The organism is Paracidovorax sp. MALMAid1276 (assembly GCF_049198005.1).
Taxonomy (GTDB): Bacteria; Pseudomonadota; Gammaproteobacteria; order Burkholderiales; family Burkholderiaceae_C; genus Acidovorax.
In genome coordinates this window covers 62,590-84,051 of the sequence record NZ_JBMIRS010000242.1, presented here as the reverse complement: position 1 = coordinate 84,051, position 21,462 = coordinate 62,590, and the positions used below count along the sequence as shown (strand labels likewise).

The window sequence follows — 21,462 nt, the reverse complement described above, 5'->3', positions numbered from 1 at the left end:
GCTTCGACAGGCTCAGCCCGTACGGGCGGGGTGTGGTTGCGTGATGACTACTCATCAGGCGTCTGCAGCACGGATGGGCAGGCCCACCAGTTGCTCCAGCTCGGCCAGCGACAGGCCGGGCACTGTGTCGATGAGCTGCAGCCCGGTGGGCGTGCAGGCCAGTGTGCACAGATCGGTGTAGATGCGCTTCACGCACGCGACACCGGTGAGCGGGTAGCTGCATTGCGTGACGATCTTGCTGGCGCCCTGCTTGGTCAGCAGGTCCATCATCACCCAGGTCTGCTTGGCGCCGATGGCCAGGTCCATGGCGCCGCCCACGGCGGGGATGGCACCGGGCTCGCCCGTGCTCCAGTTGGCCAGGTCGCCGGTGGCGCTGACCTGGAACGCGCCCAGCACGCAGATGTCGAGGTGCCCGCCGCGCATCATCGCGAAACTGTCGGCGTGGTGAAAGTATGCGCCGCCGGGCAGCAGCGTGACGGGCTGCTTGCCCGCGTTGATGAGGTCGTAGTCCTCCAACCCCGCAGCGGGCGCAGGGCCCATGCCCAGGATGCCGTTTTCGCTTTGCAGGATGACCTCGCGGCCCGCCGGGATGTGGTTGGCCACCAGGGTGGGCTGGCCGATGCCCAGGTTGACGTAGGCGCCGTCGTGGATGTCTTGCGCCACGCGTTTTGCCAACTCGTCTTTACTACGTTTTTGATAGCTGCTCACGCTTATCCCTTCTGCGCTGTAAGCCAATTTCATTCGAATTTCAGGCAGATTTCTTGAAGCCGCCGGCCTGGGTGGCCGTGCGGTCGATCTTGACGACGTGGGTCACATAGATGCCTGGGGTGACGATGGCTTCCGGGTCCAGCGCGCCCAGCGTGACGACCTCGTGCACGGTGGCGATGGTGGTCTTGGCGGCGGTGGCCATGACGGGGCCGAAGTTGCGGGCGGACATGCGGTAGGTCAGGTTGCCCCAGCGGTCGCCCTGCTCGGCCTTGATCAGCGCCACATCGCCGTGGATGGGGTACTCCAGCACGTAGTGCTTGCCGTTGATCTCGCGCGTCTCCTTGCCTGCGGCCAGCTCCGTGCCATGGGCCGTGGGGCAGAAAAAGGCGCCGATGCCGGCACCCGCTGCGCGCAGGCGCTCGGCCAGGTTGCCCTGGGGCACGAGTTCCAGCTCCAGCTTGCCGCTGCGGTAGAGGTCGTCGAACACATAACTGTCCACCTGGCGCGGAAAGCTGCAGATGATCTTGCGCACCTGGCCCGCCTTGAGCAGCGCCGCCAGGCCGTGGTCGGCGTTGCCCGCGTTGTTGTTCACCACCGTGAGGTCGCGCGCCCCGTGCGCGATCAGCCCGTCGATCAGTTCGCCCGGAATCCCGGCCGTGCCAAACCCGCCTATGAGTACCGTGGCACCATCCTTCACCCCCTGCAGGGCCTGGGCCACCGAGTCCACCACCTTGTTGATCATTGCAACGCTTTCTTGTGACTGGTTCTGTGCTTCTTGTCTCTTCGAAATTTGTTCGCATATAGAACAAATGTTCGCTTAAAGAATTATAGTTGGCATACGTATGAATTCCCAAGCCCCCGACGCCAAAGACCCCACCGCCGACCCCAAACCCAGCGACAGCTATGTTCAGTCGTTCGCACGCGGGCTGGAGGTGATCCGCTCGTTCAGTGCGTCCACGCCGCAACAGACCTTGAGCGAGGTCGCCGCGCAAACGGGCCTCACGCGCGCAGGCGCGCGCCGCATCCTGCTCACGCTGCAGACGCTGGGCTATGTGGAGACGGACGGCAAGCTGTTTCGCCTGAGCCCGCGCATCCTGGACCTGGGCTTTGCGTACCTCTCGTCGCTGCCCATCTGGAACCTGGCCGAGCCGGTGATGGAGGACCTGGTGGAAGAGGTGCGCGAGTCGTCATCGGCCGCCGTGCTGGACGGCCTGGACATCGTCTATGTGCTGCGCGTGCCCACGCACAAGATCATGCGCACCAACCTGGGTGTGGGCTCGCGCCTGCCCGCGCCCTGGACGTCCATGGGCCGCGTGCTGCTGGCCGCCCTGCCCGACGACGAACTGCAGGCCCGCCTGGCCCCGGTGCCGCTGCCGCGCTACACCGAACACACCACGACGGACCTGGCCGAGCTGCTAGCGCGCATCCGCACCGCGCGTGCGCAGGGCTGGTGCCTGGTGAACCAGGAGCTGGAGGAAGGCCTGATCTCGATCGCCGCGCCGCTCACCGACCGCACGGGCCGCACGGTGGCGGCACTCAACATCAGCGGCCAGGCCAACCGCACCAGCGAGGCGCTGATGCGCGAGCAGATGCTGCCTGCGCTGCTGCGCGCGGCACGCATCATCTCGCGCATGATGGGTGCGCCGGGGCACTGATCGGCTCCATCCAAAAAAGCCCGCGCAAGGCGGGCTCAGGGACTGCCGGATGACGCGCGGGCTGGCCGCGCCCGCTTACGCAGCAGCGGCCACGCCAGTGCCGCGCTTCTTGCGCGCCAGCAGGCGCAGCAGGGGCGGCACCGACACCATGGCGGCCGCGCCGATCCACAGGGCGATGGAGATGGGGCTTTCCACCAGGATGCCCAGCTCGCCGTTGGTGATGGACAGCGCGCGGCGCAGGTTCTGCTCCATCATGTCGCCCAGCACAAAGCCCAGGATCAGCGGCGCCATGGGCACGCCCTGCTTGCGCAGCAGGTAACCCACCACGCCAAAGCCGGCCATCAGCAGCAGGTCGAACGTGGTGGCGTGCACCGAGTACACACCCACCGCGCTCACGGCCAGAATGCCCGGCACCAGCAGCCAGTTGGGCAGGCGCAGCACGCGGGTGAACACGCCCACCATGGGAATGTTGATGAACAGCAGCATCACGTTGGCGATGAACAACGAAGCGATCAGCCCCCAGACCAGCGTGGGGTTCTGCGTGAACAGCGCGGGGCCGGGCGTGATGTTGTAGAGCGACAGCGCGCCCACCATCACCGCCGTGGTGCCCGAGCCAGGCACGCCCAACGTGAGCATGGGCACGAACGAGCCGGCGGCCGAGGCGTTGTTGGCCGCTTCGGGGGCCGTCACGCCGCGGATGTCGCCCTCGCCGAAGCGGCCGTCCGCCGCCGCGATGCGCTTCTCCATGGAATACGTCATGGCGCTGGCAATGGTGGCGCCCGCACCGGGCAACACGCCCACCACAAAGCCCACCACGGCCGAGCGCAGCGTGCCCCAGCCGGTCTGCAGCAGCTCCTTCACGTTGAACAGCGTGCGGCCGGTGACCTGGATGATGCCTTCGTTGCGATGGTGCTGCTCCAGCATCAGCAGGATCTCGCTGACCGAGAACACGCCGATCACCACCACGATGAACTGGATGCCGTCGGACAGGTGCACGCTGTCGCCGGTGAAGCGGTATACGCCCGAGTTGGAGTCCAGCCCCACGGTGGACAGCGACAGGCCGATGACGGCGGCCAGCACCGCTTTCATGGGCGCATCGCCCATCAGGCCTGTGATGCACGCGAACGCAAAACACATCAGCGCAAAGTACTCGGCCGGGCCGAAGGCCAGCGCCCAGCGCGCGAGCAGCGGCGCAAACAGCACGATGCCCGCCGTGGCCACCAGCGACCCCACGAACGAGGCCCAGGCCGAGATCGACAGCGCCACGCCGCCCAGCCCCTTGCGGGCCATGGGGTAGCCATCGAGCGCCGTCATGATGGCGCCGGCATCGCCGGGCACGTTGAGCAAAATGGACGAGATGCGGCCGCCGTATTCGCAGCCCATGTACACGGCGGCCAGCAGGATGAGCGCCGTCTCGGGCGGCAGCTTGAGCGCAAACGCCAGCGGCATCAGGATGGCCACACCGTTGATGGGCCCGAGGCCCGGCAGCATGCCCACCACGGTGCCGATGAAGGCCCCCAGCGCGGCCACCAGCAGGTTGGCGGGCGTGAGCGCCACACCAAAGCCGGAGAAGAGGTATTGCAGCGTATCCATCTCACCGCCCCCCGAAGATGAAGGCCAGCAGGCCGGTGGGCAAGATCACGTCCAGCAGCTTGTCGAACATCAGGTACAGCACCACACCCAGGCCCACGCCACCGGCCAGCGACTGGCGCCACGTGCCGCCAAATGCCATGCCCACGGGCAGTGCCATGAGCGCGGTGGCCAGCGGAAAGCCCAGCCACTGGAACAGCGCCACATACACGGCGATGGCTGCCAGGGCCAGCGCCAGCGGCTTCAGGTGCTGCCAGCGGTTGACCGATGCGTCCTCAGCGGGCGAATGCGTGGCCGCTGCCGCGCCGGGGCGCACCACCAGCCACGCACCCGCCGCCACCATGAAGGCCGACAGCAGCAGTGGAAAGGCACGCGGCCCCACCGGTTCGTAAGAAATCTCGGCCGCGTAGCCGTGGGCGGCCCAGGCCATGCTGGCGCCCACGGCCACGGCCACGGCGCCCAGAATGCGATCACTCATGTGGTTTCTCCTCATGCGGCAGCCGCAGCTGCGCCCGGGCACAAAGCCCAGGCGGCTGCTGGCAAGCGGCGCGAATGATTGGGGGAACGGTTTACTTGCTGACGTTCAGGCCGAACTCGGCGGCCAGCGTGCGGTAGTCGCCCACACGCTTTTTCACGTACGCGTCCAGCTCAGCGCCAGTGAGGGCGAACTGGAACAGGCCGCGCTCCGCGCGCAGCTTTTGAAAGGCGGGCGTGGCCAGCATGCGGTTGAAGGTGTCCTGCCAGACCTTGTAGTCGGCATCGCTCACCTTGGGGCCCACGTAGAAGCCGGGGATGATGGGCCATTCGATGTCCAGGCCTTGCTCCTTGGCGGTGGGCACCTGGGCCAGGCCGCCTTCGAGGCGCTTGTCGGCCATCACGGCCAGCACGCGGATCTTGGCGCCGGCCTTGATCTGTTCTTCGGCCTCGGACGCGTAGCCCGAATACACATGCACGTGGCCGCCCTGCAGCGCGGTCAGCGCTTCGCCGCCGCCTTCAAAGGCCACGAAGCGCATGGATTTGGGGTTGAGCCCTGCAGCGCGCGCGGTGAGCGCGGCCTTCATCCAGTCCTGGCTGCCCACGGTGCCGCCCGCGCCGAACACCACCTTGGTGGGGTCGGCCTTCACAGCGGCGATCAGGTCCTGCAAGGTCTTGAACGGGGACTTGTCGGCCACCACGACGGCGCCAAAGTCCGTGCCGATGGCGGCCAGCCAGCGCACGTCGTTCTCGTTGTAGCGGCCAAACTTGCCCTGCGCCAGGTTGAGCAGAGAGCCGCCCGAGAACGCCACCAGCGTGTTGGACTCGGCCGGGCGCTGCGCCACGATGGCGTTGTAGGCCACCGCGCCGATGCCGCCCGGCATGTACGAGATGCGCATGGCATCGCTGATGTGCTTGCCTTCCATGAGGCCCGACTGCACGAGCTTGCAGGTCAGGTCAAAACCGCCGCCGGGCTTGGCGGGGGCGACGCACTCGGGCTTGTCCAGCGGGCCGGCCACAGCGGTGGTGGCGGCGCAGGCCAGCACGAGCGGCAGGGCAAAAGACAGGAAGGAAAACTTGCGGTTCATGGGATCGTCTCCTGAAAAGTGTGTGTCCGGTCGGCAGGCCTTGCACGGGCTGCGCGGTCCACGCAGGCCGACCGGTGCGAGGCACTGTATCGAGCGGCGACTTTCAAACCGCTTTCAGCAAAACGGCCAGAATTTCAGGGTAAACCCGGTGCTTTGGAGGAAGCCATCGCCGGGGCCGCAACGGCCATCGGCGGCAGACAGAGGCTCACGCAGAGGCCCTGCCCGGTAGCGCCCGGCGCAAACCGCAGCTGGCCGCCGTGCCGCTCCACCACCGATTTGACGATGGCGAGCCCGAGCCCCGTGCCCGGCAGGCGGGCGCCGCTGGCACGGTAGAACCGCTCACCCAGCCGCGCCATCTCATCCTCGGTCACGCCAGGACCCGTGTCCTCCACCATCACCGCCACACAGTCGGCCTGGGTGCGCACGCTCACCGTCACCTGCCCGCCGCGCGGCGTGTAGCGCAGGGCGTTGTGCAACAGGTTGGACAGCGCTTCTTTCAGCAGCGCGGCGTGCGCCTGGGCCCAGGCGGGCTGCGGCGCAGGCTCCAGGCCCAGGTCCAGGCCGCGCTCGCGGGCGTCGCTCCACCACTTGCGGGCCACCTCCTGCGCCAGGGCGTTCAGGTCCACCGGCTCGGCGGCGGCCTCGGTGCCTGCAGCACTGTCGGCGCGCGCCAGGGCCAGCATCTGGTTGGTCTGGCGCACGGTTTCATCGAGCTGCTGCTTGATGGCTGCCAGCGCGCGCCGCTGCTCCTGCACGTCGGTCTCGCGCAGCGCAAAGCTGACCTGCGTGGCCAGCGTGGTGAGCGGTGTGCGCAGCTGGTGCGAGGCGTCGTCCACAAACTGCCGGTGCGCCTGCGCCTGCTGTCGGTTGCGCTCCACATGGTGGTTGATGGCCTCCACCAGCGGCCGCACGTCGGCCGGTATGCCATGGGTGGACACGGGGGTGAGGTCCAGCGCCGAGCGCGACTGCACGCCGCTGCGCAGCCGCTGCAGCGGCCGCAGCGCCCAGCCCACGATCAGCACCATGGCGCCCATGGCCGCCACCACCAGCAGCACATCCCGCGCCAGGGCCTGCAGCACCAGCACCCGCGTGAACGCCTGGCGCGACTCCAGCGTTTCTGCCACCTGGATGACCAGGCGCTGAGGGCCCACCTGGCCCGCGAGCGGCGGGTCGATGAAGCGCGCGTACGAGCCGATGCGCACCGGCGTGTCGTAGTACACGGCGTCGCTGAACTGCGGCCACTCGGTCACCAGCTCGTGCGGGGGCGCGGGCAGGTCGGCGTTGCCGATTTCCACCAGCCCGTTCTCGGTGGCCACGCGGTAGTACACGCGCCCGCTGGCTGTGAGTTCGAAGAACTCCAGCATGCGGTAGGGCAGCTCCACGCCCAGGCCGCCGCTGGCGGTGGAGATGTTGGCGTCCATGGCCTTGATGGCGCCCAGCAGCGACCGGTCGTAGGCCGCGTTGGCGGCGTCCAGCGCCGTGCGCCAGGTCAGCCACAGCTCCACCGCCGCCAGCCCGAGCAAGCCGGGAAGCAACACCAGCAGCAGGGTGCGCCGCAGGCTGAGCGTGTGCAGCCGGTCCAGCAGGCCGCGGGCTTTGTGGCGGATCACCCCGCGTTCTCCAGCACATAGCCCAGGCCACGCAGCGTGGTGATCTGCACGGTGGACGGCGCCAGCCGCTTGCGCAGCCGGTGCACCAGCACCTCGGTGACCTCGGGGTTCACGTCCTGCTCGTCGCTGAACACGCGCTCGATGATCTCCTGCTTGGACAGGGGCTCGCCGCTGCGCTGGATGAGCGCGCGCAGAACGGCGTGCTCACGCGGCGTGAGGGCCAGCGGCTGATGGTCGAGCGTGAACTGGCGCGTGCCGGGGTCGTACGCCAGCGGCCCGCAGGCCAGCCGCGGATGTTCTCCCCCGCGCGAGCGCCGCACCAGCGCGACCAGACGCGCTTCGAGCTCGGCCAGCTCAAAGGGTTTGGCCAGAAAATCGTCGGCCCCTTCGTGCAGGGTGCTTACGCGCTCCATCAGCGAATCGCGCGCGGTGAGGATGAGCACGGGCAGTGTGTGGCCCGCGTCGCGCAGGTCGGCCAGCACATCGTGCCCGCCCAGGCCGGGCAAGCCCAGGTCCAGAATCAGCGCGTCGTACCGCGTGGCCTTGAGGCTGCGGCGCACCATGCGCCCGTCGTCCACCCAGTCCACTTGAAAGTCGGCCTGTTGCAAGGCGCGTACCAGCCAGGTCGCAAGTTCGGGCTCATCTTCGGCCAGGAGGATTCGCATGGAACGGCCGCTGCAAAAATGCAGCGGGAGAGTGAAAAAGCGGCCATTGTGCCGTCTCTTCACTCTCCCGCCAGGCGCGCAAATGGCGCCTTGAGGAATCGTCCAGCGCTTAGTTGCGGCGGAAACCCAGCACCAGCACAACGCCACCCAGCACCATGGCGCCCAGGCTGAGCCACTGGGGCACGTTGACCGATTCCTTTTCCTTCACCGTGAGTTCGAGCGGGCCGAGCTTGGCTTGGGTCGTGTCCTTGGTGAAGCTGAAGCCTCCGGTGAGGAAGCCCGCCAGGCCCAGCACCAGCAGCAGGACACCTACGATTCGCATTGCAGTCATGACAGTTCTCCCCAACAACCGGGCCGCTGCAAGAGCGGGAGGACGTGGATAAAAATGATTGGATGGAAGTTGCGTTGCGCAAAGAACCCGGCCCTCGTCGTTGCGCCACGCCACTGTAGACGGGCGCCTTGGGCTGCGGCGTAGGACGCCGCCGCAGCGCTGCGTAGCGTGCCCGCTGAATTTGCGAAGGCGGCCTGCGGCCGCCCCCGACCCCACACGCACTGCGCCACAGGCTGCGTGCTACGCTCTCGCCCCATGTTCAGCCCCTCCCAAGCCGACGTGCGCCGATTCCTCTGCGGCGTGCACGCCAAGACGCAGAGCGGCGCCCCCATGGAGGCCATCGAAACCCTGGCCAGCCTGTGGATCGCCGAGCACCCCGAGTACCACAACGATCTGTCGGACGCCGAGGCGGCGGTCACGCGCAACTATGGCGAAGCGCCGGGCCAGACCAACCCGTTTCTGCACCTGTCGATGCACCTGTCGATCAGCGAGCAGTGCAGCATCGACCAGCCACGTGGCATCCGCCAGGCGGTGGAGCTGCTGACCGCGCGGCTCGACTCTTTGCACGACGCGCACCACGCCGCGATGGACTGTCTGGGCGAGATGCTGTGGGAGAGCCAGCGCGCCGGCCGCCCACCCGACGGCGACGCGTACATTGCGTGCGTGCAGCGGCGCGCAACGCGGGACTGACGCACCTCAGTGTGAGGCCATACGCTGCCTGATTGCTATTATTTTTATAGCTATCAGCGCTTGATGGACAAGCGCTTGCGCCAATTTACATTCAAAGCCCGGAATCCTCAAAGCACAAAGCCCGCAGTGAGCGGGCTTTGTGCTTTGAGCGAGGGGCTGTCGTTCAGCGGAAGCGCGATTGCGGCACCACGTGCAGGTCGCCTTCGATGCTGCCCAGATAGTTCGACAGTGCCTTCAGCTCGGCATTGGTGAACTGCTTGGCGACGCCGGCCATGATGGCGTTGCTGCGGCCCAGGTTGTTGTTCTTCTCGACCTTGTACGACTTGAGCGCCACGAACAGATAGTCTGCGTGCTGGCCAGCGATCTTGGGGTACGACGGGTCGATGGGCTTGGCGAAGTTCTCGCCATGGCAGGACACGCAGGCGCCCTTTTGCAGCAGTGCGGCCACTTGCACGCTGGGCTCGCGCTTGGGCTTGGCGGCCAGCTCGGCGCTGGTCTTGCCGTGTTGTTCGTAATAGGCAGAGACATCGGCGATGTCCTGCTCGGTGAGCGATTCAGCGATGCCGCGCATGGTGGGGTGCTTGCGCTCGCCCTTCTGGTAGGCGGTGAGTGCGGCTGCAATGTACTTGCCGCTCTGGCCCGAGATCATGGGCACCTTGTGCACTTCCGGAAAGCTGGCCTGGTAGCCCGGGATGCCGTGGCAGCCGATGCACATGGCGATCTTTTGCTTGCCCGCTTCCACATCGCCTTTGGCTTCCTGGGCATGGGAGACAGCGGTCACGGAAGCGACAGCCAGGGCAAATAGCGTGGTCAGCGTTTTGTTCATTTTGCGCGCACAATCTCGTGGAAGTTCAGCTCTGGGCTCCGATCAACCGCCGATTATAGCCAGCGCCTGTCAAGCCCATTCATCAACGATCCGGTGTTTTCCCCCATGAAATTCCAAGGCTCCCAGAACTACGTCGCCACCCAGGACCTCATGCTCGCCGTCAATGCCGCCATCACGCTGCAACGGCCGCTGCTGATCAAGGGCGAGCCCGGCACGGGCAAGACGATGCTGGCCGAGGAAGTGGCCCAGGCGCTCGACATGCCCCTGCTGCAATGGCACATCAAGTCGACCACCAAGGCGCAGCAGGGCCTGTACGAATACGACGCGGTGAGCCGCCTGCGCGACAGCCAGCTGAACGACGGCGACAGCGCCGAGCGCGTGAAGAACATCCGCAACTACATCGTGCAGGGTGTGCTGTGGCAGGCCTTCACGGCCGACCGGCCTGTGGCGCTCCTGATCGACGAGATCGACAAGGCCGACATCGAGTTTCCAAACGACCTGCTGCGCGAGATCGACCGCATGGAGTTCTACTGCTACGAAACGCGCGAGCTCATCAAGGCCAAGCACCGCCCTCTGGTGTTCATCACCTCCAACAACGAAAAGGAGCTGCCCGACGCCTTCCTGCGCCGCTGCTTCTTTCACTTCATCAAGTTTCCCGATGCCGACACCATGCGGCAGATCATCAACGTGCACTTCCCCACGCTCAAGAGCGAGCTGCTCAGCGTGGCGATGAAGACCTTCTATGACGTGCGCAACCTGCCGGGCCTCAAGAAGAAGCCGTCCACCAGCGAACTGATCGACTGGCTCAAGCTGCTGGTGGCCGAGGACATCCCCCTCACGGCCCTGCAAAGCGCCGACAACAAGGTGGCCGTGCCGCCGCTGGTGGGGGCGCTGCTGAAGAACGAACAGGATGTGAGCCTGTTTGAAAAGCTCGTCTTCATGAACCAAAGAAATAGATGACATCCCCCTGAGGCGCGTCGCGCCTTCCCCCTTCTCTCGAACGGCTGCGCCATTCGGGAAGGGGGACGCTCCTAGCGCGGCGGGGCGGCCCTTGCGCAGGAGCCCTGGTCAGGTCCGCGCCCTTTTGACGCATCGCAGGTATCGAAATCGCTCATGGATTGCTGGATATGAATTTTGTCGAGCCCATCACCCTCAGCTGCCGAGGCGTGCGGCTGGAGCCCCTGGCGCTGTCGCACGAAGACGGGCTGCGTACGGCCGCCGCCGATGGCGAGCTGTGGACCCTGCGCATCACCTCGGTGCCCGAGCCCGAGAACACCCGCAAGTACATCGAGGACGCGCTCAAGATGCGCGCCGATGGCAACCGCTTTGCCTTCGCCGTGGTGGACGACGCCACGGGGACGGTGCTGGGCTCCACCAGCTTCCACGACATCCTGCCTGCCGTGAAGCGCGTGGAGATCGGCTACACCTGGTACCGCCAGAGCGTGCAGCGCACGCACGTCAACACCACGGCCAAGCTGTTGATGATGGGCCACGCGTTCGACACGCTGGGCTGCCATGTGGTGGGCTGGCGCACCGACAACTACAACTTTGCCTCGCAACGCGCCATCGAGCGCCTGGGCGCCAAGAAGGACGGCGTGATCCGCGGCCACGCGCTGCGGCGCGACGGCACCATCCGCGACACGGTGATGTACAGCATGCGCGCAGGCGAATGGCCCGAGGCCAAAGCACAGTTGCTATATCTTTTAGAGCGGCGAACGCTTACACAGTAAGCGCTGGAGGCCAATATCATGCTCATCGACTTCTTCTACACCCTGCGTTCGGCCAAGCTGCCGGTGTCCGTGAAGGAATACCTCACGCTGCTGGAGGCGCTGCAGGCTGGCGTGGTGGGCCCCAAGTCGGACGACGCATGGAGCCTGGACGATTTCTACAGCCTCTCGCGCCTCACGCTGGTCAAGGACGAGAAGCACTACGACAAGTTCGACCGGGCGTTCGGCGCGTACTTCAAGGGCGTGGAGATGGTGGCCGATTTCACCAAGGAGATCCCGGCCGACTGGCTGCGCAAGATCCTGGAGAACGAACTCACGCCCGAGCAGAAGGCCGCCATCGAGAAGATGGGCTGGGACGAGCTGATGGAGACGCTGAAGAAGCGCCTCGAAGAACAGAAAGAGCGCCACGAGGGCGGCAACAAGTGGATCGGCACCGGCGGCACCAGCCCCTTCGGCCACGGCGGCTACAACCCGCAGGGCGTGCGCATTGGCGGCGCGGGCAAGAACAAGAGTGCGGTGAAGGTGTGGGAGCAGCGCGCGTACAAGGACTATGACGACCAGCAGGAGCTGGGCACGCGCAACATCAAGGTGGCGCTGCGCCGCCTGCGCAAGTTTGCGCGCGAAGGGCACGACCTGGAGCTGGACCTGCCCGACACCATCCGCAGCACCGCGGCCAACGCGGGCTACCTCGACATCAAGATGGTGCCGGAGCGGCACAACAACGTGAAGGTGCTGCTGCTGATGGACGTGGGCGGCACCATGGACGAGCACATCCAGCGCGTGGAGGAACTCTTCAGCGCCGTGAAGACGGAGTTCAAGCACCTGGAGTTCTATTACTTCCACAACTGCGTGTACGACTACATGTGGAAGAACAACCGCCGCCGCTTTGCCGAGAAGTTCCCGACCTGGGACATCATCCGCAAGTACAACAAGGACTACAAACTCATCTTCGTGGGCGACGCCACCATGAGCCCCTACGAGATCCTGCAGCCCGGCGGCAGCGTGGAATACAACAACGAAGAGCCCGGCGCGGAATGGATCCAGCGGCTCACGCACGCCTTTCCCAAGCACGCGTGGATCAACCCCGAGCCCCAGGGCGTGTGGCAGTACCGCCAGAGCATCAGCATCATCCAGCAGCTGCTGGGCAACCGCATGTATCCGCTGTCGCTCAAGGGGCTTGAAGAGACCATGCGGCTGCTGTCCAAGTAGGCTGCACTGCGGGCCCGCAATGCGGGGCACTGTCCGACAAGAACAGGCGTGGTTTCAGGGCATAGTGACCAGAAGCCCTCGCGGCAGAAGGCGCATCGGTAGCACCCCACAATCCCAGGTTAGCGCGCTTCGCTTCGATGCCTTTTTGCCGCGCTGGCTCCCAGGTGCATACTGCACCCCTTGGCTGCCCTCCATCCCTGACATCATCCTGCCGTGCTCACCCGCCTCCTGCGCCATCCACCAGTTTCCGTACCAACGCCGACCCTCTGGTCGGCGTTGCTGCTTTTCGGCGCGCTGGGCCTGCAAGGCTGCAGCCTGTTGCCCCAGCGCGGCGAAGGCCAGGGCGAGGTGGCGAACGATGCCAACGCTCCTGTGATCGAGGAATCGGCCACGCCCGCGTTTGCCGTGGAAGTGCGCGCCCCCGACACCGTGCGCGACACGCTGGAGCGGCACCTGGAGATTCAGCGGTTTCGCAACCTGCCCGACCTGCAGGCCAGCGAGCTGCAGCGCCTGCTGGGTGCGGTCGACGCCAACGCCCGTGAGCTGCTGGGCACCCTGGGCTACTTTGCGCCCACGATCACGGTGGAACTGGTGGAAACACCGGAGCACCCCACCACCCCGCGCAAGGTGGTGGTCACCGTGCAGTCCGGCCCGCAGACCCGCATTGCCACGGCCGATGTGTCGTTTTCAGACCCGGCAGACACCACCGACGCCGAGGGCCGGGCCCGCCAGCTGCGGCGCGTGGAGCGCAACTGGTCCCTGCCCCCGGGCCAGCCGTTCACCCAGTCGGCGTGGGACAGCGCCAAGTCGGCAGGGCTGCGCCAGCTGCAGGTGCGCCGCTACCCCACGGCGCGCATTGCCAACAGCCGTGCCGAAGTGGATGCCGACACCCACCAGGCGGGGCTGAGCGTGACCTACGACACCGGGCCCGCGTACCGCTTCGGCGCGCTGCGCGTGGAAGGCAGCCAGCGCTACGACCCCGACGGCGCGCGCCGCCTGGCCCGCCTGCCCATCGGCGCCATCTATGACGAGGCAGCGATGCTGGACGCGCAGCTGCGCCTGGCCAGCAGCGGCTATTACGACGCGGTGTTTCTCACGCTGAACACGGAAGGCAGCGACCCACAGGCCGCCCCCGTGGTGGCGCAGGTGCGCGAGGCGCCGCTGCAAAAGATCGTGCTCGGCCCCGGCATTTCCACCGACAGCGGCGCGCGACTGTCGCTGGAGCACATCCACAACCAGATGCCCGTGCTGGGCTGGCGCGCGGTGAGCAAGCTCTCGCTGGACCGCGAAACCAAGCTGGCCAACACCGAGTGGACGGCCCTGCCCGACAACCGCGGCTGGCGCTGGTTCACCGGTGCGCAGCTGCAGCGCGAGGCTACGGGCGACTACGACGTGAACAGCGGGCGCTTGCGCTATGGCCGCAGCAAGAGCACGCAGCACATCGACCGCAACTACTTTCTGCAGTATGACTACGCGCGCAGCCAGGGCCTGGCCGCGAGCGCCCAGTTGGCGTCCAGCTCCAGCACGGCCATCAGCGTCAACTACGGCTGGACGGGCCGCTATTTCAACAGCCTCACCGCCCCCACGCGCGGCCACGGGGTGGCGCTGGAGCTGGGCCTGGGCACCACGCTGCGGCCCGAGCGCGACCCGTTCGTGCGCACGCTGGTGCGCTGGCAGTCCTTCATCCCTGCGGGCCGTGTGCAGGATGACGCCGGCATCGGCCGCAACGCCCGCATCGCGCTGCGCGCCGAGGCGGGCGCGGTGTTCGCGCGCGGTGCCGCGCAGGTGCCCGCCACGCAGCTGTTTCTGACCGGGGGCGACACCACGGTGCGCGGCTACGGCTATCGCACCATTGGCGCCCGCACCGACAACGGCCAGCTCTACGGCGGCCGCTACCTGGCCGTGGGCAGCGTCGAATGGCAGCGCCCCATCGTCTACAAGGGCGAGATGACCGACTGGGAGAGCACCCTGTTCGTGGACGCGGGCGCCGTGGCGGACCGCGCAGGCGACCTCGACCCGCGTGTGGGCGTGGGCGCCGGCATGCGCTGGCGCAGCCCTGTGGGCCCGCTGCAGGCCGACCTGGCCTACGGCGTGAAGACCAAAGAGGTGCGGCTGCACCTGCGCCTGGGGTTCAGCTTCTGATGGCAACGCAGAGCCCACCGCCATCCCGGCCATCGGTGCCACGCGCCGCTTCGCCCGACTTCAGCGCAGGGTCCTCGTCGGCACGGCGTGCCCCGCGCCAGCGCCAGCGCCTGCGCCGCGCAGCGCGTGCAGCGGGCTGGCTGCTGGTGGCGGTGGTGGCCCTGGTGCTGGCCGGCGCGGCGGCGCTGTGGTGGTGGGCAGGCAGCAACACCTCGCTGGCGGCGGCGCTGGCGCGCGCGGCCCAATACCTGCCCGCCGAGCAGCAGCTCGAAAGCCGCGACGTCACCGGATCGCTGCGCAGCGGCGGCCAGATCGGCTGGCTGCGCTGGAGCAGCCCGGCGCTCACCGTGGAGGCCACGGACATTCGCCTGGGCTGGCAGCTGGTGCCGCTGCTGCAGCGGCGCCTGGAGCTGGGACAGATCCACGCCGCCCGCATCCTGATCACGCCCCAGCCCACCGAGCCACCGCAGCCGTCCGCGCCTGCCGTACCGATCGAGCAGTTGGTGCTGCCCCTGCAGGTCAGCGTGCCTTTTCGCGTGGACGAGATCCAGTGGGCCGGCGCCCCCGCCGTGCAGGTGCTGGACCTGGAGGGCGACTACCACTTCGACGGCGCAGAACACCGGCTCAACATCGGCCAGGTGGCCCTGGCCCAGGGCCGCTACAACGCCCGCGCGACCTTGCAGGCCCGGTCGCCCATGGCGCTCTCGGCCCAGGTGAACGGCACGCTGGAAACCGCCGTCCCCGGCAGCACGCGCACCGCGCCCCTGCAGGTGGGCGCCCAAGCCACGCTGCAGGGCACGCTGGCCACGGCGGCGGCCCGGCTGCAGCTGCAGGCCCGCATCCGCCCGTTGACCGGCGAGGCTTCCATGGCGCCGCCAACTGCGCCTGCTACCGCAGCTTCCGCTTCCGCATCCGCGCAGCAGACGCCCGCCCCTGCCACCGAGGCCATGCAGGCCGAGGTGCTGGCCACGCTCTCGCCCTGGGCCCCGCAGCCGCTGCAGTCGGCCACCGCCACGTTGCGCGCCCTCGATCTCGCGGCACTGTGGCCGCGGGCGCCGCTCACCCGTCTGCACGGCACGGTGCAGGCCGGCCCCACGCCCGCGCCCGGTGGCTGGGCATTGCAGGCCGACCTGCGCAACGACCTGCCCGGCCCTTGGGACCGGTCCCGCCTGCCGCTGGCCGCGCTGCAAGGCAGCGCCACCTACGATGGCACGCGCTGGGACGTGCCCGCCGCCACGGCCAGCGCGGGCTCGGGCAGCGCAGCGCTGCAGGGCCGCTACACGCCCGCCACCGGCGCACTGGAGGGCCGCGCCGACCTGCGCGGCATTCGCCCCGACGCCCTACACAGCGCCATGGCCGCCGCACCGCTGTCGGGCCGCCTGCAGGCGCAGTCTCGGTCACAGTCGGAGGGCGACGGTGTGCGCTTCAGCGCCGACCTGCGCACGTCCGGCAGCGAGCGCGGGGCGCGGGCTGCGGGCGCGACGGCACCCTTGCGCATCAACACCTTCACGGCACGGGGCCTGTGGCAGCCGGCCGCAGCATCGCCTGCGGGCACCAGCACCGGCACGGGCGCCATGCTGACCATCGACCGCCTGCTGCTCGACGCCATGCAGGCCCGTGTCGAGGCCACCCAGCTGCGCATTGCACTGGGCGCCCGCTCTGCCCAAGGGCAGGTGGCCGTCACCGTGCCCGGCGCCACGCTGCGTGCCAGCGGCCAGGCAGCGCCGCACGCCGGTACCGGAGAGCTGCAGCTGCAAGCCAGCGACGCCGATCGCGCCATGCGCTGGATCACCACCCTGCCGTGGGTGGGCCCGCGCGCGCAAGAGGCCTTGCGCGGCAGCAGCGCCAAGGGGGCCGTGCAGCTCCGCGCCCGCTGGAAGGGGGGCTGGCAGGCCGCCGCAGACCAGCTGCAGGCCGCCGCCGCAGGCTCCGCGCTGCCCCGCACCCACCCCCTGTTCGAGCTGCAGGCCCAGCTCTCGGCCTCGCAGCTGGACCTGAGCCTGCCGGCGGAATCACGCGCAGCGGCACCCGCAGCAGCGCCCGCACCCACCTCCACCCCAGCATCTGCCCGTGCTTCGGGCACCGCGGTCGCCCCGCCCCAAGCCATTGCGCTGCGCGGCGTCTCTGCCGAGTTGTCGGGCACGCTCGCGCAGGCCGCGCTCACGCTCAACGGCGAGGCCCGCACCGCTTCGCCCGAGCCCCTGCGCACCACCGTGCAGGCGCGCGTGTCCGGCGGTGTGGCGGGTGCAGGCCGGTGGCAGCTGCAGGTGAGCAGCCTGGGCCTGCAGGTGCAGCCGGGCCAGCGCCCTGGCCCCTGGCTGCTGCAGCTGTCGCAGCCGATGTCCATCGCCACCGCGCGCGCCGCCAGCAGCACCACGGTTCAGGTGTCAGCCGGCCAGGCCCGGCTCAGCGGCCCGGCGCCGGGCGAGGTCACACTGCGCTGGTCCCCGGCCAGGGTGGCCCTCACACCCGCAGGCACCGCAGTGCAAACCGAAGGCACACTGCAGGGTCTGCCCACCGCCTGGGTCGACGCGCTGGGCCTGGGCGCCGGGGCAAAGCCTGCGCCCGCCGGTGTGGCGGCCCAGCCGCTGCTGGCCCGCATGGGCCTGGCCACCACCCTGGTGCTGGACGGCCAGTGGAAAGTGGACACGACCCAGCCGGGCACGCCCCGGGCCAGCGCCAGCCTGCGGCGCGCCGGGGGCGACCTGCGCATCCTGGCGGGCGACCCGACCGCCGTCACCGCCGTCCAAAGCAGCGGCCAGGGCACGGGCGCTGGCGCCACCACGGCCATCGCCACCGAAGCCACGCAGAACGCGCAAAAAGCCGCCAGTACTGCCCCTTCAGTGCCCGAGGCCGGCACCCCCGCCGGCGTGCGCCAGGCCGAGCTGTCTGTGGCGCTGGAAGGCGACGCCCTGCGCGCGCGCCTGCAATGGGCCAGCGAGCGTGCCGGCGAGATCGACGCCACCGCCAGCACGCGCCTGGCCTTGCCCACCGCGACGGCACCGTTTGGCTGGCCTGCCAATGCGCCCCTGGCGGGCACCCTGCGCGCACGCCTGCCCGACGTGGGCGTGTGGTCGGCCCTCGCCCCCCCTGGCTGGCGCGTGCGCGGCACGCTCAACGCCAGCGCAGCGCTTTCGGGCACGCGCGATGCGCCCCGCTGGTCCGGCACGCTGGGTGCCGACGACATGGCCGTTCGCTCGGTGGTGGACGGCGTCGACCTGCAGGACGGGCGGCTGCGCGCCACGCTGGAGGGCAACCAGCTCAACATCACCGAATTCAGCCTGCAGGGCGGGCGTGGCAGCAGCGCACGCATCGCCGGTTTCAGCGGCAACCGCACCGCCGCTCCGCGCGATGGCGGCACCCTCACGGCCACGGGCCGCATCCGCTGGGGCGATGCCGGTGCGGCCAGCGCCAGCGGCCTGTCGGGCATCACCATGGCGCTGCAGGCCGAAGCCCGCGCCCTGCAGGTGCTGGTGCGCGCAGACCGCCAGCTCAGCGTGTCGGGCACGCTGCAGGCGCAGCTGCAGCAAGGCCAGATCAGCCTGCGCGGCAAGCTCACCGCCGACCGCGCCACCATCATCCTCCCCGACGAATCCGCACCCAGCCTGGGGTCGGACGTGGTGGTGCGATCTGCGGCCAAGGACCGCGAAGCCCAGGCCAAGGCGCAGCAGGCCGCAAAGGCCAGCCAGAACGCGGCGCAGGTCGAGGCCGCCAAGCCGCCCGACATCGCCATCACGCTGAACCTGGGCCGCGACTTCGCCCTGCACGGCCACGGCATCACCACCCGCCTGACGGGCGAGCTGGAGATCCGCAGCAACGCCGTGCCCGGCGCGCCGCCGCGTGTGTTTGGCGAAGTGCGCACCGATGCAGGCCGCTACCGCGCCTGGGGCCAGATGCTCGACGTGGAGACAGGGCTGATCCGCTTCAACGGGCCCTATGACAACCCGTCGCTCGACATTCTGGCGCTGCGCCCCAACATCAGCGTGCGGGCCGGCGTGCAGGTCTCGGGCAGCGCGCAGGCGCCGCGCGTCAAGCTCTATTCAGACCCCGACCTGCCCGATGCCGAAAAGCTGTCCTGGGTGGTGCTGGGGCGCAATGCCGCCTCCGGCGGCGCCGAGGCTGCCGTGCTGCAACAGGCCGCCCTCGCCCTGCTGGGCCGCGGCGGCACCAACCCGGGCGGCGGTTTTGCCAAGCGCATCGGCCTCGACGAAATCGGCTTTCGCGGCGCCACACCCGGCGACGACGCGAGCAGCGCCGCGCTGACCTTCGGCAAACGCCTCTCGCAAGACCTGTACGTCACGTACGAGCGCAGCCTCTCGGGCACCCTGGGCACGCTGTACATCTTCTACGACCTGACCCGCCGCCTCACGCTGCGCGGCCAGACCGGCGAGAAGAGCGCGGTCGACCTCATCTACACCCTGAAGTACGACTGAAGCTCTCGCGAAAAACTCTCGCAAACGCTCGCTGCATCGCAGGCCCGGCGCGCCCCCCGATTTCTCGGGTGGGGTGGACCCGGGGCGCAGGCGGTAGTACCGCGCGAGACCGGTGTATCGTGCGCTGCCGCCGATGCTCCTTCTGCCGCGCAGACTCCTGGACCGGGCACCCGCCGCGCACCACTACAATGCCCGGCTGCCTCTCTCCTCGTAGTTCAATGGATAGAACGAGTGCCTCCTAAGCGCTAGATACAGGTTCGATTCCTGTCGAGGGGACCAGATTTTTGATAAAAATTCGGCCTCAGCGCTTATCTACAAAGCGTCTCAAGCTATATATTTCATAGCATCAACACAGCACACCGGCTATCGCATGCACGTCGGCTGTGCGGCCAGTGCACTGAACCAGCCCCAGCCTGAAGGGTGGGGGCAGGCTACTTCAGCCAGCTGCGCCTCGGGCGTGGCTGCACGGTGATGTCCACCGCCTGGCGCAGGGTGGGCCGGCCGGTGGTGGGGTCGGTGTCGATCACGTCTTCCAGTGCTATGTCCTTGACTTCGGAATCGGTGGACTCCTCCAACTCTTCCAGCACGGCACTGACCTTGCGTTCGGCTTGCTGCACCTGGGTGTCGGGGACGTTGGGGCTGAGCATGGTGTTTCCTTTGGACTGAGGGGTTGGGCACCATTCTTGGTTTCGCATGGGTTCGGTGCGTGTCAGCCACACGCTGCCCCCGGGGGTAGGCGGAGCGCTCAGGCCACGCACCTATGGCGCTCAGGCGGGCGCAGCCTCGGCGCGCCGCGCCGCCGGCGCACGGGCGGTGGCCGCGCTGCCCATGGACGCGGCCATGATGCAGCCGATGGCCAGCCATTGCGTTGCGCTCAGGTGCTCGCCCAGCAGCGCCATGGCCACCAGCGCGGCCACGGCGGGCTCCATGCTGATCATGATGCCGAAGGCCTCCTTGGGCAGGCGCTTGAGGGCCATCATCTCCAGCGAGATCGGCACGGCGCTCGACACCGCCGCCACCGCCAGGCCGATCAGCAGCAGGCTGGGCGACAGCAGCGCCGCTACGCCCGCATGGGCCACGCCCACCGGCACCACCACCAGCGCCGCCACCAACAGGCCCAGCGACACCGAATGCCCCGCGTGCAAATGCCCTGCCCGTTTGCCAAACACGATGTACAGCGCCCAGAACACGGCCGCACCGAGCGCGTAGGCCACGCCCGCCGGATCCAGCATGCTGCCGTTGAGCCCCAGGGGCAGCAACAGTCCCAGCCCCGCGATGGCGAGCAGCACCCAGACAAAATCCACCGCGCGGCGCGACGACGCGATCGCCACGGCCAGCGGCCCGGCAAATTCGATGGCCACGGCCAGGCCGAAGGGCAGCGTGCGCAGCGACATGTAGAACATCAGGTTCATGCCGCCCAGCGCTGCGCCATACAGCACCACGCTTTTGGCGTCGACCCGGCTCAGGCGCCAGCGCCAGGGCCGCCACAGCAGCAGCACCAACACGGCCGAAAGCCCCACGCGCAGGGCGGTGGTGCCCTGCGCACCCACGGCCGGAAACAACCAGTGCTTGGCCCAGGAGGTGCCGATGCCAAGCGCCGTGACGGAACCCAGCACGGCCAGGAAGGGAACCAGGCTGTGCCATGCCGGGGAGACCGGAGACGCAGCCGACGCTGCAGCGACGTCGGACGATGCAGAACAAGAGGCGGAAGAGGCAGAAGAGGCGGTCATGGGCAAAAATATAGTGCGCAATCGCCACGCTTTTGGCTCTGATTTCGGGCATCAAACGCAATTTTCACTCACCCCTTGCGAAGGCACTGCATGGCCACTTCCGCCCCCCTCGACCGATTCGACATCGCCATCCTGGACATCCTGCAAACCGACAACACCACGCCCCAGCGTGTGATCGCCCAGGCCGTGAATCTGTCGGCCCCGGCCGTGCAGCGGCGCATCCAGCGGCTGCAGGCCAGCGGCGTGATCCGCGCCAATGTGGCCGTGCTCGACCCGGAAAAGGTGGGCAAGCCGCTGACCATCATCGTGGAGGTGCATCTGGAAAACGAGCGTCCCGACCGCACCGCCCCGTTGCGCGCGCGCATGGCCGCCGAAGAGGCCGTTCAGCAGTGCCACAGCGTGACGGGCGAGGCAGACTACCTGCTGGTGGTGACGGTGGCGTCCATGGCCGACTACGACGCGTTGACCCGGCGGCTGTTCGAGGGCGACGACAACGTGCGCAGGTTCCGGACGTCGGTGTCGCTGGGATGCTTGAAGGCGGGGCTGAGGGTGCCGCTGGACACTCCATAGCGGGGGGTTGCCCG

The 21,462-nt window shown here is 68.4% G+C and carries 19 protein-coding genes and 1 tRNA gene; 9 read left to right on the top strand and 11 right to left on the bottom strand.

Annotation, left to right across the window (positions count from 1 at the left end; genetic code table 11):
• Window positions 1-54: 54 nt before the first annotated feature.
• Window positions 55-741 (bottom strand): 3-oxoacid CoA-transferase subunit B, encoded by a 687-nt coding sequence (locus ACOQFS_RS20205; RefSeq protein ID WP_421564599.1) that lies wholly within the window; start codon window positions 739-741, stop codon window positions 55-57.
• Window positions 742-748: 7 nt separating this feature from the next.
• Window positions 749-1,450 (bottom strand): 3-oxoacid CoA-transferase subunit A, encoded by a 702-nt coding sequence (locus tag ACOQFS_RS20200; RefSeq protein ID WP_421564598.1) that lies wholly within the window; start codon window positions 1,448-1,450, stop codon window positions 749-751.
• A 100-nt stretch (window positions 1,451-1,550) separates the two neighbouring features.
• Here ACOQFS_RS20200 and ACOQFS_RS20195 point away from each other — a divergent pair, with 100 nt between their 5' ends.
• On the top strand, window positions 1,551-2,363 hold the full coding sequence (locus ACOQFS_RS20195; protein WP_421564597.1) for an IclR family transcriptional regulator domain-containing protein: 813 nt from the start codon (window positions 1,551-1,553) through the stop codon (window positions 2,361-2,363).
• A 75-nt stretch (window positions 2,364-2,438) separates the two neighbouring features.
• Here the strand turns inward: ACOQFS_RS20195 and ACOQFS_RS20190 are convergent, their stop codons facing one another.
• From ACOQFS_RS20190 to ACOQFS_RS20165, 6 genes are all read right to left on the bottom strand, one after another.
• Complete coding sequence (locus ACOQFS_RS20190) at window positions 2,439-3,956, bottom strand: tripartite tricarboxylate transporter permease (RefSeq protein WP_421564596.1); 1,518 nt, start codon at window positions 3,954-3,956, stop codon at window positions 2,439-2,441.
• Between the two features lies 1 nt (window position 3,957).
• The gene (locus ACOQFS_RS20185; RefSeq protein ID WP_421564595.1) at window positions 3,958-4,431 is read right to left on the bottom strand and encodes a tripartite tricarboxylate transporter TctB family protein; all 474 of its coding nucleotides are present in this window, start codon (window positions 4,429-4,431) and stop codon (window positions 3,958-3,960) included.
• A 91-nt stretch (window positions 4,432-4,522) separates the two neighbouring features.
• Window positions 4,523-5,515, bottom strand: coding sequence for a Bug family tripartite tricarboxylate transporter substrate binding protein (locus ACOQFS_RS20180; RefSeq protein WP_421564594.1), 993 nt, complete (start codon window positions 5,513-5,515; stop codon window positions 4,523-4,525).
• Between the two features lie 134 nt (window positions 5,516-5,649).
• Window positions 5,650-7,125: a sensor histidine kinase gene (locus ACOQFS_RS20175; protein WP_421564593.1), complete on the bottom strand. Its 1,476-nt coding sequence runs from the start codon at window positions 7,123-7,125 to the stop codon at window positions 5,650-5,652.
• Window positions 7,122-7,790, bottom strand: coding sequence for a response regulator (locus tag ACOQFS_RS20170; protein ID WP_421564592.1), 669 nt, complete (start codon window positions 7,788-7,790; stop codon window positions 7,122-7,124). Before ACOQFS_RS20170 ends, ACOQFS_RS20175 begins: the two co-directional genes overlap by 4 nt.
• Before the next feature lie 109 nt (window positions 7,791-7,899).
• A complete protein-coding gene (locus tag ACOQFS_RS20165) occupies window positions 7,900-8,121 on the bottom strand; it encodes a hypothetical protein (protein WP_421564591.1) in 222 nt (73 codons plus the stop codon).
• A 255-nt stretch (window positions 8,122-8,376) separates the two neighbouring features.
• Here ACOQFS_RS20165 and ACOQFS_RS20160 point away from each other — a divergent pair, with 255 nt between their 5' ends.
• Window positions 8,377-8,811: a DUF1841 family protein gene (locus ACOQFS_RS20160; protein WP_421564590.1), complete on the top strand. Its 435-nt coding sequence runs from the start codon at window positions 8,377-8,379 to the stop codon at window positions 8,809-8,811.
• A 163-nt stretch (window positions 8,812-8,974) separates the two neighbouring features.
• Here ACOQFS_RS20160 and ACOQFS_RS20155 read toward each other — a convergent pair whose 3' ends face one another.
• A complete protein-coding gene (locus ACOQFS_RS20155; protein WP_421564589.1) occupies window positions 8,975-9,637 on the bottom strand; it encodes a c-type cytochrome in 663 nt (220 codons plus the stop codon).
• A 105-nt stretch (window positions 9,638-9,742) separates the two neighbouring features.
• On the opposite strand from ACOQFS_RS20155, the gene ACOQFS_RS20150 reads away from it, so the two are divergent.
• The 6 genes from ACOQFS_RS20150 (at window position 9,743) to ACOQFS_RS20125 (ending at window position 19,427) form a co-directional block, all read left to right on the top strand.
• The gene (locus ACOQFS_RS20150) at window positions 9,743-10,597 is read left to right on the top strand and encodes an AAA family ATPase (protein WP_421564588.1); all 855 of its coding nucleotides are present in this window, start codon (window positions 9,743-9,745) and stop codon (window positions 10,595-10,597) included.
• Window positions 10,598-10,764: 167 nt separating this feature from the next.
• Entirely contained in the window at window positions 10,765-11,367 is a 603-nt protein-coding gene (locus ACOQFS_RS20145) for a GNAT family N-acetyltransferase (protein ID WP_421564587.1), read from the top strand.
• A gap of 18 nt (window positions 11,368-11,385) precedes the next feature.
• On the top strand, window positions 11,386-12,573 hold the full coding sequence (locus ACOQFS_RS20140; RefSeq protein WP_421564586.1) for a vWA domain-containing protein: 1,188 nt from the start codon (window positions 11,386-11,388) through the stop codon (window positions 12,571-12,573).
• A gap of 213 nt (window positions 12,574-12,786) precedes the next feature.
• Window positions 12,787-14,715, top strand: a complete 1,929-nt coding sequence (locus ACOQFS_RS20135) for an autotransporter assembly complex protein TamA (RefSeq protein ID WP_421564585.1) — start codon at window positions 12,787-12,789, stop codon at window positions 14,713-14,715.
• Window positions 14,715-19,148 (top strand): translocation/assembly module TamB domain-containing protein, encoded by a 4,434-nt coding sequence (locus ACOQFS_RS20130; protein ID WP_421564584.1) that lies wholly within the window; start codon window positions 14,715-14,717, stop codon window positions 19,146-19,148. The genes ACOQFS_RS20135 and ACOQFS_RS20130 overlap by 1 nt, the downstream gene beginning before the upstream one ends.
• 204 nt (window positions 19,149-19,352) lie before the next feature.
• Window positions 19,353-19,427 (top strand) — tRNA-Arg (locus tag ACOQFS_RS20125).
• A gap of 152 nt (window positions 19,428-19,579) precedes the next feature.
• Here ACOQFS_RS20125 and ACOQFS_RS20120 read toward each other — a convergent pair.
• Window positions 19,580-19,795 carry a hypothetical protein gene (locus tag ACOQFS_RS20120; protein ID WP_421564583.1) on the bottom strand — a complete coding sequence of 72 codons (216 nt, stop codon included), beginning with the start codon at window positions 19,793-19,795 and terminating at the stop codon, window positions 19,580-19,582.
• 120 nt (window positions 19,796-19,915) lie between these two features.
• Window positions 19,916-20,878: an EamA family transporter gene (locus ACOQFS_RS20115; protein ID WP_421564582.1), complete on the bottom strand. Its 963-nt coding sequence runs from the start codon at window positions 20,876-20,878 to the stop codon at window positions 19,916-19,918.
• Window positions 20,879-20,968: 90 nt separating this feature from the next.
• On the opposite strand from ACOQFS_RS20115, the gene ACOQFS_RS20110 reads away from it, so the two are divergent.
• A complete protein-coding gene (locus ACOQFS_RS20110; RefSeq protein ID WP_421564581.1) occupies window positions 20,969-21,448 on the top strand; it encodes an Lrp/AsnC family transcriptional regulator in 480 nt (159 codons plus the stop codon).
• Window positions 21,449-21,462: the final 14 nt, after the last annotated feature.

Bases quoted from the DNA above. Each gene is read 5' to 3' on its own strand.
- ACOQFS_RS20115 (WP_421564582.1), bottom strand. From the start codon at position 20,878: ATGACCGCCTCTTCTGCCTCTTCCGCCTCTTGTTCTGCATCGTCCGAC.
- ACOQFS_RS20205 (WP_421564599.1), bottom strand. From the start codon at position 741: ATGAAATTGGCTTACAGCGCAGAAGGGATAAGCGTGAGCAGCTATCAA.
- ACOQFS_RS20190 (WP_421564596.1), bottom strand. From the start codon at position 3,956: ATGGATACGCTGCAATACCTCTTCTCCGGCTTTGGTGTGGCGCTCACG.
- ACOQFS_RS20185 (WP_421564595.1), bottom strand. From the start codon at position 4,431: ATGAGTGATCGCATTCTGGGCGCCGTGGCCGTGGCCGTGGGCGCCAGC.
- ACOQFS_RS20150 (WP_421564588.1), top strand. From the start codon at position 9,743: ATGAAATTCCAAGGCTCCCAGAACTACGTCGCCACCCAGGACCTCATG.
- ACOQFS_RS20160 (WP_421564590.1), top strand. From the start codon at position 8,377: ATGTTCAGCCCCTCCCAAGCCGACGTGCGCCGATTCCTCTGCGGCGTG.
- ACOQFS_RS20170 (WP_421564592.1), bottom strand. From the start codon at position 7,790: ATGCGAATCCTCCTGGCCGAAGATGAGCCCGAACTTGCGACCTGGCTG.
- ACOQFS_RS20180 (WP_421564594.1), bottom strand. From the start codon at position 5,515: ATGAACCGCAAGTTTTCCTTCCTGTCTTTTGCCCTGCCGCTCGTGCTG.
- ACOQFS_RS20200 (WP_421564598.1), bottom strand. From the start codon at position 1,450: ATGATCAACAAGGTGGTGGACTCGGTGGCCCAGGCCCTGCAGGGGGTG.
- ACOQFS_RS20110 (WP_421564581.1), top strand. From the start codon at position 20,969: ATGGCCACTTCCGCCCCCCTCGACCGATTCGACATCGCCATCCTGGAC.
- ACOQFS_RS20155 (WP_421564589.1), bottom strand. From the start codon at position 9,637: ATGAACAAAACGCTGACCACGCTATTTGCCCTGGCTGTCGCTTCCGTG.
- ACOQFS_RS20130 (WP_421564584.1), top strand. From the start codon at position 14,715: ATGGCAACGCAGAGCCCACCGCCATCCCGGCCATCGGTGCCACGCGCC.
- ACOQFS_RS20145 (WP_421564587.1), top strand. From the start codon at position 10,765: ATGAATTTTGTCGAGCCCATCACCCTCAGCTGCCGAGGCGTGCGGCTG.
- ACOQFS_RS20195 (WP_421564597.1), top strand. From the start codon at position 1,551: ATGAATTCCCAAGCCCCCGACGCCAAAGACCCCACCGCCGACCCCAAA.
- ACOQFS_RS20120 (WP_421564583.1), bottom strand. From the start codon at position 19,795: ATGCTCAGCCCCAACGTCCCCGACACCCAGGTGCAGCAAGCCGAACGC.
- ACOQFS_RS20140 (WP_421564586.1), top strand. From the start codon at position 11,386: ATGCTCATCGACTTCTTCTACACCCTGCGTTCGGCCAAGCTGCCGGTG.
- ACOQFS_RS20165 (WP_421564591.1), bottom strand. From the start codon at position 8,121: ATGACTGCAATGCGAATCGTAGGTGTCCTGCTGCTGGTGCTGGGCCTG.